We start from the raw sequence: 13175 nt of genomic DNA, 5'->3' as shown, positions 1-13175 counted from the left end.
CGGTGTTTGCGGTTTTCCCCGTTTAATTTTAGCCAAACAAAAAATAATGCTGCCTGTAACTAAAAAAATTTTCTCATCAGTGCACTATTTCCTGTTTGTCTTAAATTCTAGGAGTCATGATGGGCACAAAGTTTGAAGACTTAGAAAAAAACTCCGCCAAAAAACTGACTGGTATTGGGGTCGTTGTTTTTTTGCATATCCTGGTTGGCCTGGTACTCATGGCTGGTATGGCAAAAGACATTATTAAACCAACGGAACAGCCAGTTGAGCTAATGATTATTCAAGATATTAAGCCGCCTGAACCTGAGCCACCAAAAGAAACACCACCTGAACCACCAAAAATCGTGGAAAAAGTAGCACAAGTGCCTGAGGTGAAACCGGTTGAAAAAGTCGTTCCTGTACAGAAAACACTTCCAACACCAACCCAACCGACAACTGTTGCAGTACCTACTCCCGTTGCAGCGAGTCCTTCACCAAGTCCGGTAGCAGCACCGGCTCCAGTAGTCGCAGCCGCTCCAGCCCCAGCTCCTCCACCCGCTGGCGTAACTCGTGGTGTTTCACAAGGTGAAGCAGGTTGTAAACGCCCAGACTATCCACGTGATGCACTGATGAATGAAGAACAAGGTGAAGTCTTGATCTCTGTATATGTAAATACCACCGGCAAGGTCCAGGATGCCAAAGTGAAAAAGTCGAGCGGTAGTCGTGCGCTGGATCGTGCAGCATCCAAGGCCTTCAGCTTATGTACTTTCAAGCCGGCAATGAAAAATGGCGAACCGCAAGAATCTTGGTATGACATTCCATATGAATTTGTCCTTGACTAACAGATACAACAGATAAAGAAAAAAATCAGGAGATCCATGATGAAAAAATCACTAAAACCTTTAAAAAATATGACTGCTGCTGGTGTAATTGCCATGAGCACTTTATTACCTCTGCAAACAGTTTTTGCAGAACAGTCCGCTACCCCCAATACCAGTGCTGTCACTGAAACAGTGGTAACAACACCTGCAACAGCGGCTACACCGACCCCGCCACCACTGCCTGCTGAAGCTAGCGATGAAAAAGCTGGATACAATCCTTATGGCCTAGAAGCCATGTGGAAAGAAGGTGATATTGTTTCTAAAATCACTTTGTTTATTCTGGTGGTCATGTCGATCGGTACCTGGTACATCATGATCAGCAAATGCCTGCAACAAGGCAAGATTCGCAAACAGGCTAAGCAAGCTGAAAATACTTTCTGGGAATCTTCTTCTCTGGATAATGCAACCGAGAATCTGGACGAAGCCAGCGTCTACCGTTTTATTGCGGAAAAAGGGATTAAATCAACTAAAAATCATGGCGGTACACTACTTGAGCGTATTGATTTCAATACCTGGGTCACTATCTCAATTTCCCGTGCGATCGACAAAATCCAGAACCATCTGAGTGGTGGCCTGGCCTTCCTTGCGACAGTCGGGTCTACCGCACCTTTCGTTGGACTTTTCGGAACCGTTTGGGGGATTTACCATGCATTGACTGCCATTGGTGTTTCAGGGCAAGCATCCATTGATAAAGTTGCCGGCCCGGTTGGTGAAGCACTGATCATGACTGCAATCGGTCTTGCGGTCGCAGTTCCTGCGGTACTCGGCTACAACTGGTTGACTCGCCGTAATAAAGCGGTCATGGAAGAAGTACGTACCTTTGGTTCTGATTTACACGCAGTATTACTCAGCGGCGAAATTACGACCAATAATCCTGTCAATCGTGACGTGAAGTAAGAGTGAGGCATCAGCCATGGGAATGATGGTCAATTCAAACGACAGCGATGATGAGGTAATTGGAACCATTAATACCACACCTTTGGTTGATATTATGCTGGTTCTGCTCATTATCTTCCTGATTACTGTACCGGTTGCCATTCATACCGTACCTGTCGATCTGCCCGAAGAAAGAAATGTACTGTATGAAACCAAGCCAGAAAATGTTCAGCTGGCTGTCAATAAAACTGGCGATATTTTCTGGAACGAAATTAATATTGCAGATAAAACAGTTTTACTGAGCCGTTTACAGGCAGAAGCACAGAAACGTCCGCAGCCTGAAGTGCATATTCGTGGTGATCAGTTAACACCTTATGAAGCAATTGATCAGGTGATTAGTACGACCCAGCAAGCGGGTATTGGCAAAATTGCTTTTGTCACCACTCCGCCCGCTACACCTTAAGCACAAAGAAGGATTAAGTTTATGGGTATGAATGTTGGTTCAAATCAAGACGATGATGTGATGTTAGATGTCAACATGACCCCATTGATTGATGTCATGCTGGTCTTGCTGATTATGTTTATTATCACAATTCCTTTGCCGAATAACTCGATTAATATCGATCTACCGAATGGAACGCCTCCTGTAACCGATGAAAAACCGCCTGAGCTGGTGGAATTACGTCTGGATGCACAAGGTAAGATTTTCTGGAATGAACAGCCGGTAGCAAATACCCAAGCTCTGGAAAACTTATTCAAGACAGTAGCGCAAAAAGCGGATCAGGATCAGATTAAAATCAAGGCGGATCGTGCCACTGAATATAAACATATCGCTATGGTCATGGCGGCAGCTCAAAGGCTGGAGGTCAAAAAAATTGGCATTATGAGTAATAACAACTAAGTATTTTCAAGATATAAAAAACCCAGCATGTGCTGGGTTTTTTATTCATCCGGTTTTACATCTGTGACTGAATATAATTTTGCAGACCAATCAGTTCGATTAAGCGCAATTGTTTTTCTAACCAGTAAGTATGGTCTTCTTCGGTATCCGACATTTGCTGGCGTAACATATCACGGCTGATATAGTCACCTTTTTCTTCGCATAACTTGATGCCCTGCGCCAGTTTTTCCCGCACGTGGTATTCAAGTTTTAGATCGGCTTTCAGGCAGCTCACCACATCGTCGCCAATCTCAACGTCATCGCGCTGCATGTTTGGCGTTCCTTCCAGGAACAGAACACGACGGATAATTGCATCCGCATGCTGGGACTCTTCCTGCATTTCGTGATCGATACGTTCAAAGATTTTGGTCAATCCCCAATCTTCATACATACGAGAGTGAATCAAGTATTGGTCACGAGCAGCCAGTTCGCCACCGATCAACATATTTAAATAATCTACGACTTCTGGATTTCCGCGCATTTGAATAACTCCCTACCTGTATTTTGCTATTATGGCGAAAAGCAATTGAATTTGCAAAGCTTAACCATGGTTAAATATTTGATTTTTATATAATTAAAATGAGAAGTACTTGCATTTACACTTCGTTCTTAATGAAATCCCATTTATAAAACAACACTTTGCATTTTCATTACGCTTGCCAATAACCTAAAACCGGCAAATAAACACATGCGTTAAAATTTGTAAATCTTAATTTTGACCAGACAGATTCATTCTTTTTGTATAAACATCACTGCATTGGCGTACTTCATGCTTAAATTTCGCTTATCATTCACACAAATTTAAAACAACAACGGTTCCGATATGACACATCCACAAACAACAGCGCCTGTTCTGGTTACCGGTGCATCGGGTTATATTGCCAGCTGGGTCATCCAGAAATTACTCACGCAAGGCTATACTGTACATGCCACGGTACGTGACCTAAATAAAAGTAAAAGCTTTGCCCATTTAGAAAAAATTGCCGACAGCACACCGGGAACTCTCAAGTTATTTCAGGCCAATTTATTAAGCCCGGGTTCTTTTGATCAGGCGATGCAAGGTTGTGAAATTGTCTTTCATATGGCCTCACCTTTTGTGGTCACCAACTATAAAGATGCAGTCAAAGATATTATCGAACCTGCGGTATTAGGCACTGAAAATGTACTGAATAGTGTCAATCAGACTGAAGCAGTGAAACGCGTGATCGTGACATCGAGTATTGCATCTACCTATGGCGATGCCATTGATATTCTACAAACTGAAAATAACAGTTTTGATGAATCATGCTGGAATACCACCAGTTCGGCCACGCATCAGCCTTATCCTTATTCCAAAGTCATGGCAGAGCGTAAAGCCTGGGAAATGGCTGAAGCACAGGATCGCTGGGATCTGGTCTGTATCAATCCGGCACTGGTTTTTGGTCAATCCTTAACACCAAATACCCAGTCTGGCAGCGTAGAAGTCCTGCAACAGTTTGCCAATGGCATGACCCTGCTTGGCGTTCCACCGATGTGGAATGGCGTGGTCGATGTTCAGGATGTCGCTGAAGCGCATATCCGTGCTGCATTTAATCCGCAAGCGCATGGCCGTTATATCATTTGTAGTGAAAGCTTAAGTCTGCTGGAAATGGGCCAAATTCTACGGGCACATTTCGGCAATAAGTTTCCGTTCCCACGCAATCAACTGCCCAAAGCAGCCTTTAAACTGTTCGGGCCTGTAGCAGGTTTTAGCCGCAAATTTGTAGAACTGAATATGGGTTATCCAATTTTCTTTAATGCACAAAAAAGTAAGGATGAACTCGGTCTGGAATATCGTCCGGTGAAAGAGAGTCTGGTCGAGCACTTCCAGCAATTACTAGATGATGGTGTGGTGAAAAAATATATTCCTTAATCGTACTTGCTCAAACCTGATCTGACAGTTACCGATTTTTTTATTGTGTCTGTCAGATTAAATTTGAGCTACTACACCGACTTATACGCCCACAAGCTCACTATTCCTGCCTAAAAACAAGCTAAGCAGAAGTCCAACGCGCATTTTTCCACGCTTGCTGTTGCTTTGCATCTAGAAAAGTCCAAGCCACAAAACGACTCTCTTTTTGCCCCTGCGTCATTTTAATGGTTTTTACCTCCACTGCACCGCACTTACGCAAGGTATTTAACAGCATAGGCAATGTGGTTTTCTTAGAAACCAGTGTACTAAACCAAAGACATTGCTCAGCAAACTGTGTGCTCTCTTGTACCATCTGGCAAACAAAGCGTTCTTCTCCACCGTCACACCACAGCTCGTTCTTTTGTCCGCCAAAGTTTAACACCACTTTAGACCGATCAACCGGTTTACCAAGTTTGCGTATTTTTTGCGTTGCTGTGGCATTTGCTTCATCTTGCGAAGCATGAAATGGTGGGTTACACAGGGTCAAATCAAAACGATCTGAAGGTTTAATCACACCTTTGAAAATATTGCTCGGTGTCTTTTGCAATCGAATCTGAATCCCCTTCCTGAGATTTGGATTTGCCTCCACAATAAATTGAGCACTTTTTACCGATGCAGGATGAATGTCTGAGCCAACAAATTTCCAACCATAACTACGATGACCAATAATCGGATAAATACAGTTCGCGCCCACCCCAATATCTAATACGTGAACGGCGTGTCCTGTTGGAATCTGACCTTTATTGCTATCACTCAACAAGTCCGCTAAATAGTGAATATAGTCGGCTCTACCCGGAATAGGTGGGCAAAGATAATCTTGAGGAATATCCCAATATTGAATACCATAAAAATGCTTGAGCAATGCTTTATTGAGCATTTTCACAGCTTGAGGATCAGAAAAGTTGACTGAAAGATCGTTATATTGATTCGGGATGACAAAAGGGGCAAGTTCCGGACAACTCTGGATTAACTGAGGAAAATCGTAACGACTACGATGCAGATTTCGTGCATGTAATTCCGATTTTTGTTGCGGAAAAGATTTCTTTGCTTGAGCCATGTGTATGCCAATCATCAACGGGAGAACAGAATCAATAAGGCAGGATCTATACCTGCAAATGAATCGATATTGTACGTGAATTCAACTCACATTGCCGAACCTGTCCTTGTATTTGTCTATCCTCCCCCTCTCATTCACCTATAGTTTTGAACTAGCAATAAAAAAGACACCTGAAGATTCATCATCCTCGGTGTCTTTTTTATTTGAGTCATTGTTTAGAACTGATTAGTCTTCGATTTGCCCATGCTCTTTCATCAAAGCAATAAATTGCGCTTCATTGATCACAGGTACACCGAGTTTTTCTGCTTTATCGAGCTTAGAACCCGCTTTTTCACCCGCAACCACACATTTGGTTTTACTGGACACACTGCCACTGACTCGTGCACCTAAGGCTTGCAATAACTGGGTTGCATCATCTCGTCCCATACTGCTTAAAGTCCCGGTGACCACCCAGCTTTCGCCGTTTAACGGCTGACGGGTCGGTGCAATCGGTGCATCCCAGTGAATACCGGCAGCCAGTAAACGATCCAGAACTTCCAGGTTATGTGGTGCCTGGAAGAAATCCAGAATCCATTCCGCAGTGATATCACCTACATCTGGAGTTTTCTTTAATGCTTCCAGATCTGCCTCACGTAAGGCATCCAGTGTCTGGAAAGTATTGGCCAGCATACGTGCCGTAGTTTCTCCTACTCCACGAATACCGAGTGCATAGATGAAAGCTGCCAGTGTGGTTTTCTTGCTGTTCTCGATAGAATCAACTAAATTCTGGACCGATTTTTCCCCCATTTTTTCAATCTGGAGTAATTGCTCACGGTGCTCATGCAGATGGTAAATATCTGATACATCTTTCAGAAGATTTAAATGTAGCAGTGACTCTACCCAGCGATCACCCAGCCCTTCTATATCCATGGCCTTACGCGACACAAAATGACGAATGGTTTCGATTCGCTGCGCAGCACAATAGAGTTCGCCAGAGCAGCGGGCCAATGCTTCACCTTCCGGCATCACTACTGGTGAATCACATACTGGACATTGTTCAGGTAAATGCACTTCTACTGCATCGACTGGGCGGAATTCCGGCCAGACTTTTTCCACCTTAGGAATTACATCGCCACTACGATAAACACTGACCGTATCGCCAATACGCACATCCAGACGGTGAATTTCCCCAATATTATGCAGCGTCACATTGGAGACTGTTACTCCACCAACAGCGACCGGATTCAAACGCGCAACCGGCGTCAATGTTCCAGTACGACCCACTTGCCAGTTAATATTTTCTACTGTGGTCAGTGCTGCAACTGCCGGAAATTTATAGGCGGTGGCCCAACGCGGTTCACGGCTCAGGAAACCAAGCTGTTGTTGCTGTTTCAGGTCATTGACCTTGATCACCATACCATCGATTTCGACACTGAGACTGGCACGCTCATCAATGATCTGTTCGTAGACCTTTTGCACGTCCTGAATACTGTCACAGATAAAGTGACGCTCGCCAACCGCAAAACCGAACTGATGTAACCATTCCAGACTGGCGGACATAGTGGTTTGTCCATGATGCGGCACGCACTGAGCAATCCCATAAGCATAAAAAGCCAATGGCCGCGAGGCAGCAATATTCGGGTCCAGCTGACGCAAACTTCCTGCCGCAGCATTACGCGGATTAGCAAAGGTCTTTTCACCTTTGGCGGCATTGGCAGCATTCAATTTTTCAAAACCGGATTTCGGCATCAACACTTCGCCGCGGACTTCCAACAAATCGGGAATGATGCCATTCACTGGAGATAGAAGTTTCGGCAGGTTGCGAATAGTTCTGACATTCTGGGTGATGTCTTCACCGGTTTCCCCATCGCCGCGCGTCACCCCACGCGTCAGTACGCCATGCTCATACCAGAGTGAAATGGCCAGACCATCAAATTTCAGTTCAACATCATATTCAATTTTTTGATTCGGCAAACGTTCTTCAATACGGCGGGCAAAAGCCAGCAGATCTTCCTGATTAAAGACATTGCCTAATGACAGCATCGGCACGGCGTGTGTTACGGTCACAAATTTTGAAAGCGCCTGCCCACCCACTTTATCGGTCGGGCTATCCGGCTGGATCAGATCGGGATATTGTTGTTCTAAAGCTTTGAGCTGATGAAAGAGCTGATCATATTCACTGTCTTCAATGCTCGGTTGATCCATCACATAATAAGCATGATTATGCTTGGCAAGCAGTTGAATCAGTTGACGCATTTGCGCAATGACAGTGGCATCTTGGGTCATAATTTCACCATAAAAAAGGGCGGAAAATCCGCCCTGTAGAATATTCAGCTTTTGGCTATTATAAAAATTGCAGTCCACAGATTCAACTTGCAGATCGAACAAAACCGCTTAAACTTCTGTAGGTTGACCCGCGCGATAATCAATCGCCTGATGGCGCCAGAATTCACGTAATTGTGGTGTAAATTCCTGCTGGTTCTGATCGTAGACCAGACCATCCACTTCACGGGCAATCAGACGTGAAATACTGTCCATGGTATCAAAGGCATTTTGTACATCGCTATGCGGCAAAGCCAGGAAGAAGGCCAGACCTTTGACTTCCTGAGTCGAGAGAGTTTCCAGATCAAAACCTTCCATGCCGGTATCCGTCATTTGCAGTACCGAAAACAGCAGTTTTGAATCATCTTCACTATAGCGGTGGAAACAGGCCAGTTCGCCATAACGCAGGCCATATTTCAATAAAACCTTCAAGGTTTTATCACCCGAAAGTACACGGCCTTGTGGATAGATATGCAAAGAAATAATGGTTTCAGCATTGGACAAAGCACTTTCTTCATCCACTATTTTTTGCTCATGCAGATGTGCATCCAGAATACTGCTTTCATCATTAAATTCAGAAATTTCTGCTTTTTCGATGTTGCTGTTCAGGCTGAATTCAGGCATTTCTTCCTTGGTTTCAATCTGGCTATTCTTCTGTTCCGCTTCTACCTGTTGAACATCCGCTGCCGTGACTACCGACTTTTCCACTACTTCAGCTTCTGTTGACGGGGCAGCTACAGGAGTTTCGACTGCTTTTGGCTCAACCGGAGTTGATTCAGCCTTGCGAAAGGCGGAAGGCTTTTCAGGAGCCGGTTCATCTATACCCAAGCTTGGCTCGATACGATCAGATTCGACATCCTGTTGTGCCAACTGAGAACGTACATGCCTTGGAATGATCGGGGTCTGGCTATCCGGGTCGATATGCAGGTTGGCATCCAGTGAAGGTACAGCCTCTACAGGTTTTTTGAACAGCATTCTTATACCAAACAGCATAATCACAATTGCGATAACAATCCCGATAATGGTGGTGATTTCCATATTATACCTCCGCAGCTAGGCCGTATTCTTTTGCCTGTTCCAAATTAACTGTCACTAATTTTGATGTTCCCGGTTCAGGCATGGTTACACCTAAAAGATCAGTCGCCATCATCATTGCAAGTTTGTTATGGGTAATATAAATAAATTGCACGTGTTCAGAAAGCTCTTTAACTAAATTACAAAAGCGTCCCACATTGGCATCATCCAGCGGTGCATCGACTTCATCCAGTACACAAAATGGTGCCGGATTTAAGCGAAAAATCGCGAATACCAATGCTAATGCGGTTAAGGCCTTTTCTCCACCAGAGAGTAAGGCCAATGAGCTGTTTCGTTTACCCGGTGGTCGGGCCATCAGTTTTACACCCGACTGCCAGCCATCTTCAAGGCTTAAACTCGCCTCACCGCCTTCAAACACTTTCGGGAACAGGTTTTGCAGTTCAGCATTGACCTGATCAAACGTGTGCATAAACAGTTTACGGGTTTCCTGATCAATACTCTTCATCGCGGCCTGTAGCTGTTCAACCGTATTTTCCAGATCCTGCATCTGGTGACTCAGTTCCTCATAACGTTTTGACACTTCTTCATATTCTTCAGAAGCCGCCAGATTGACTGCACCAAGTTTATCGAACTGAGCCTGAGCTTTTTCCAGTTTCGCCTGATGTGCTTTAAGGTCAATATTCAGTCCGGAAATTACTTCACTATTCAATTCTTTCAGCTGTTCAGAATAATGCTGCAAATCAGATTTGGCTGCCTGCCAGGCCAGACGTTTTTCTTCCAGTGTACTGCGGAGTTTTTCATCCTGCTGCTGGAAGCTGTGACGCTGTTCGGTCAGCTGCTGCTGTTTGCTCTGCACCTGATTTAATTCAATCTGCCAGTCGGCCCAGGTCTTTTGCAGCTTTTCAGTGATCTGCGCCTGTTCATTAAACTGGCTCTGTAAAGCAGGTAATTCCAGCTGTACCGGATCAACAAATTTCTTGGCCTGCTCGATTTGTGCAGTAATTTGTTGAGACTGTTCTTTTAGGAATACCTGATCTTTTTCCAGCAATTCAATTTGCTGCTGGCTTTGCACATTTTGCCTACGCAGCACTTCTAATTCCTGCTGCGCTTGCTGACTGAGCTGCTGTGAGTCATCCAGCTGAGTACTCAATTCTTCCAGCTGGAATTGCAGGGTTTTATAATTTGGTAGCGCCTGTTCCAGTTTGATATTCAAGGCATGCAGATCAATTTCCAGATCATCTTTCTGCATGGCATCTTCTTCAAGCTGCTCATCCAGTTGTTGTAACTGATGCTGTAATTGCTGCTTTTGCAATGCAAAAGCCTGCGCACTACTTTGTACTTTAGCAATATTGACATCGAGTTGCTGCAGCTGCTTTTGGGTATGCTTGTGCTGCTCGCTGATACTCTGAATCTGATTTTGCAAAGCTTTAACCTGATCGGCGAATTCAGGTAACTGCTGCTCCAGCTGCATAAGCTTGGGTTCAAGTTCCGCAAGCTGCTGCTCGATTTCATCCAGACGGATTCGATGACTCAATGCGCCTTGTCCGGCCTGACTGGCTTCATCATAGTCCAGCGCAATGACCCAGTCTGACCCAACATGATAGCCATCCAGACTTAGGATTGACTGGCCTTGTAATAGGTCAGTTTGAAGCGGTAATGCTTGTGCTAATGTATCTACGACCGCGACTTGTTGCCACAGTGAATAATGCGGAGATTCAATCCAGTCGGCCAGACACATCGTATTGGCAATCTGAATTTTATTCTGAACAGCCTGTTGCTTTAACTGACGCGCACAATCTTCAAGGAAGTACTCACCCTCTGCCAGAATCTGGGCAGACAGCCACTTGGCCAAAAACTTTTCGATCAGGCTGGCATGTCCTTTGCCTGCATCATTGAGCTTAAGTACATGCATCAGCTGGACCGCATCGTTTTTAGCATTTGGATTGGCTTTGGTCAGTAATTGGCTCAGGTTTTTCTTTTCTGAATGAAGCACCTGAATTTCAGATTTGAGCTGCATCAAGCGCTGCTGATGGTTCGCCTGCTCTGCCTGCATCTGCTCGAATTGAGTTCTTAAATCTGTTAATTGAATTTCATAGCCAACGATTTGCTGTTCAGCTTGGGCTTTGTCTGCCTGATACTGATCCAGCTCATCTTGCTGCGCCTGTTGCTGAATCTGTGCACTTTGCTGTTGGAGCGTCTGTTTCTGCTGTTCAATCCGCTCAATATTCTTTGCCAGTTGCTCGCTTTGAGCCAACATCTGTAATTTACGCTGTTGCTGCTGTTCGACCTGGGTTTTGATCTGGGTAAATTGCGCTGCCACAGTGCTATGTTGAGCTTTGAGCTCAGTCAAGTTTTGGCTTTGCGCCTGACTCTGGCCATCTTGCTGCTGCAATTGTGCCTGCTGATCTTCAAGTTGCTGCTGCAAGGTTTCGAGTTGCAGTTCAATCAACTGCAAACGCTCTTTGGTTTGGACTTTTTGCTGTTCCAACTTGATCAGACTGGTGGAATTCTGCTCCAGCAAAGACTGCTTTTGTTGCAGGGTCATTTCCAGTTCAGCCAGTTTTTTCTCGGCCTGTTGCCATTCGCTTTGCAAAGGAGTGGATTGCTGAATCAGACGCTGGAACAGTTCACTGGTGCTGCCCAAATCATGTTCAACGGTGGTCAGTTCGGAACGTACCAGCTTAAAGTTTTCCCCGAGCGTATTCATCTCAAGGGTATATTCTTCCTGTAAACGCTGGCTTTGCTCACATTGAAAAGACAGAATTTCGATCTTGATGGTACGGATCTGTCCTTCCAGTTCTTTATATTGAATCGCACTTTCCGACTGACGTTTCAGGGTTTTTAGCTGGGATTTCAGTTCGGAGGCGATATCTTCCAGACGCGACAGGTTTTGTGTGGTGTGATCCAGATGCAGCATCGTTTCACGGCGACGCGCCTGATAGCGTGATACACCCGCGGCTTCTTCAATATAAACCCGCATTTCATCTGGCTTGGCATCGACCAGACGGTTGATCATGCCCTGCTCGATAATCGCATAAGAACGTGGCCCAAGACCGGTACCAAGGAAAATATCGGTAATATCACGACGACGGCATTTGCTGCCATTCAGGAAATATTCGGACTTGCCATCGCGGTTGACCTGACGGCGTACTGCCAGTTCATTATAGGCATTATAAGCACCGCCCAGCTTGCCATAGGTATTGTCAAAGCGCAGTTCTACACTGGCCATGCCCACCGGTTTACGTTTCGCAGTTCCGGTAAAGATGACGTCCTGCATGCTGCCACCACGCAGCTGGCGCGCACTGGACTCGCCCATGACCCAGCGTATGGCATCAATGACGTTAGATTTACCACAACCATTCGGTCCCACGACCGCAGTACGATTATCTTTAAAATGCAAAGTGGTACTGTCGGCAAAAGATTTAAAGCCTGAAAGTTTTAAACTGCTTAAACGCATAATGTCCTGATTTAACGTCGTGAGCGTCTGGCCCACGCGAGTTCAATTTGTTTCATCCGTGTCAGAGATTCCAACACAAGGTTGCGCAAGTGTCGACAAAAATCTTCCATAAATAAAGTGGCCTGATGGCTTTTTCGTATCAAAATTGCTTCAGTGACCAGTTTAAATAAGTCAAAAGATTCCTGTAACTCGCGTCTGGAAATATTCAGGGTCAGAAAATAGCTCCGACGTAAAGATGGCAGCAGTTCCTGATAGTAGCGCATCAGATAAGGATTCCCCACCATCTCATGCTGCTGGGCCATGCCCTGAAAGATCAGATCATAAAACTTTTCAGTGTGTCCTTGGCGAGTTTCTGCTTCCAATTGCTCTAATAATAGCTGAATGCGCTCAGCTTCATGCACCCGCCAGGTTTCCGCCATGCGATACACCATTTGCCCGAGCAATAATGAGGTCATGTCAAATAAGGCACGCACCTGCAAGGCCGACATTTCCGAGACAATCGCCCCACGGCGCGGGAAAATTTCAATCAGCTGGGTGCGTTCCAGCAAAAGCAGGGCTTCACGAACCGAACCCCGACTGACATCAAGCTCTGAGGCAATCCTGAGTTCCTGTATACGTTCGCCTTCGACCAGTTCACCGCGAATAATCTGTTCGCTAATGTGCTTGGCAATCTGCTCAGACAAACTGTGCGCTTGTTCTAATGGCATACCGTTCCTGTC

11 protein-coding genes are annotated in these 13175 nt (G+C 45.2%); 5 read left to right on the top strand and 6 right to left on the bottom strand.

The genetic code is table 11. The features are described 5' to 3' along the window. The first annotated feature begins 119 nt into the window (after positions 1-119). The 4 genes from F995_RS06695 to F995_RS06680 are packed head-to-tail and all read left to right on the top strand — an operon-like array spanning position 120 to position 2637. Entirely contained in the window at positions 120-821 is a 702-nt protein-coding gene (locus F995_RS06695; protein ID WP_004646084.1) for an energy transducer TonB, read from the top strand. Positions 822-857: 36 nt separating this feature from the next. After that, positions 858-1757, top strand: coding sequence for a MotA/TolQ/ExbB proton channel family protein (locus tag F995_RS06690; RefSeq protein ID WP_115736958.1), 900 nt, complete (start codon positions 858-860; stop codon positions 1755-1757). 16 nt (positions 1758-1773) lie between these two features. After that, a complete protein-coding gene (locus F995_RS06685; protein WP_004646081.1) occupies positions 1774-2199 on the top strand; it encodes an ExbD/TolR family protein in 426 nt (141 codons plus the stop codon). Between the two features lie 21 nt (positions 2200-2220). Beyond that, entirely contained in the window at positions 2221-2637 is a 417-nt protein-coding gene (locus F995_RS06680) for an ExbD/TolR family protein (RefSeq protein ID WP_004279208.1), read from the top strand. A gap of 55 nt (positions 2638-2692) precedes the next feature. Here F995_RS06680 and ftn read toward each other — a convergent pair whose 3' ends face one another. Continuing rightward, positions 2693-3157 carry a heteropolymeric bacterioferritin subunit Ftn gene (gene ftn / locus F995_RS06675; protein ID WP_004646080.1) on the bottom strand — a complete coding sequence of 155 codons (465 nt, stop codon included), beginning with the start codon at positions 3155-3157 and terminating at the stop codon, positions 2693-2695. 342 nt (positions 3158-3499) lie between these two features. Between ftn and F995_RS06670 the strand changes: the two genes are divergently transcribed. After that, positions 3500-4567 (top strand): SDR family oxidoreductase, encoded by a 1068-nt coding sequence (locus F995_RS06670; RefSeq protein WP_004646079.1) that lies wholly within the window; start codon positions 3500-3502, stop codon positions 4565-4567. A gap of 121 nt (positions 4568-4688) precedes the next feature. Here the strand turns inward: F995_RS06670 and rlmF are convergent, their stop codons facing one another. From rlmF to F995_RS06645, 5 genes are all read right to left on the bottom strand, one after another. Further along, a complete protein-coding gene (rlmF, locus tag F995_RS06665; protein ID WP_004646078.1) occupies positions 4689-5663 on the bottom strand; it encodes a 23S rRNA (adenine(1618)-N(6))-methyltransferase RlmF in 975 nt (324 codons plus the stop codon). Positions 5664-5888: 225 nt separating this feature from the next. Then, positions 5889-7928 carry an NAD-dependent DNA ligase LigA gene (gene ligA, locus F995_RS06660; protein WP_034606155.1) on the bottom strand — a complete coding sequence of 680 codons (2040 nt, stop codon included), beginning with the start codon at positions 7926-7928 and terminating at the stop codon, positions 5889-5891. Positions 7929-8036: 108 nt separating this feature from the next. Beyond that, the gene (locus F995_RS06655) at positions 8037-9002 is read right to left on the bottom strand and encodes a cell division protein ZipA C-terminal FtsZ-binding domain-containing protein (protein ID WP_004646076.1); all 966 of its coding nucleotides are present in this window, start codon (positions 9000-9002) and stop codon (positions 8037-8039) included. A gap of 1 nt (position 9003) precedes the next feature. Further along, positions 9004-12456 (bottom strand): chromosome segregation protein SMC, encoded by a 3453-nt coding sequence (gene smc, locus F995_RS06650; protein WP_004646074.1) that lies wholly within the window; start codon positions 12454-12456, stop codon positions 9004-9006. Between the two features lie 11 nt (positions 12457-12467). After that, on the bottom strand, positions 12468-13163 hold the full coding sequence (locus F995_RS06645; protein WP_004279202.1) for a GntR family transcriptional regulator: 696 nt from the start codon (positions 13161-13163) through the stop codon (positions 12468-12470). Positions 13164-13175 lie beyond the last annotated feature (12 nt).

The sequence above is a fragment of the Acinetobacter sp. CIP A162 genome (assembly GCF_000367905.1).
Lineage (GTDB): Bacteria > Pseudomonadota > Gammaproteobacteria > Pseudomonadales > Moraxellaceae > Acinetobacter > Acinetobacter lwoffii.
This window is presented reverse-complemented; position numbering and strand designations above follow the sequence as displayed.

Bases quoted from the DNA above. Each gene is read 5' to 3' on its own strand.
- ftn (WP_004646080.1), bottom strand. From the start codon at position 3,157: ATGCGCGGAAATCCAGAAGTCGTAGATTATTTAAATATGTTGATCGGT.
- F995_RS06645 (WP_004279202.1), bottom strand. From the start codon at position 13,163: ATGCCATTAGAACAAGCGCACAGTTTGTCTGAGCAGATTGCCAAGCAC.
- rlmF (WP_004646078.1), bottom strand. From the start codon at position 5,663: ATGGCTCAAGCAAAGAAATCTTTTCCGCAACAAAAATCGGAATTACAT.
- ligA (WP_034606155.1), bottom strand. From the start codon at position 7,928: ATGACCCAAGATGCCACTGTCATTGCGCAAATGCGTCAACTGATTCAA.
- F995_RS06655 (WP_004646076.1), bottom strand. From the start codon at position 9,002: ATGGAAATCACCACCATTATCGGGATTGTTATCGCAATTGTGATTATG.
- F995_RS06670 (WP_004646079.1), top strand. From the start codon at position 3,500: ATGACACATCCACAAACAACAGCGCCTGTTCTGGTTACCGGTGCATCG.
- F995_RS06680 (WP_004279208.1), top strand. From the start codon at position 2,221: ATGGGTATGAATGTTGGTTCAAATCAAGACGATGATGTGATGTTAGAT.
- F995_RS06695 (WP_004646084.1), top strand. From the start codon at position 120: ATGGGCACAAAGTTTGAAGACTTAGAAAAAAACTCCGCCAAAAAACTG.
- F995_RS06690 (WP_115736958.1), top strand. From the start codon at position 858: ATGATGAAAAAATCACTAAAACCTTTAAAAAATATGACTGCTGCTGGT.
- F995_RS06685 (WP_004646081.1), top strand. From the start codon at position 1,774: ATGGGAATGATGGTCAATTCAAACGACAGCGATGATGAGGTAATTGGA.
- smc (WP_004646074.1), bottom strand. From the start codon at position 12,456: ATGCGTTTAAGCAGTTTAAAACTTTCAGGCTTTAAATCTTTTGCCGAC.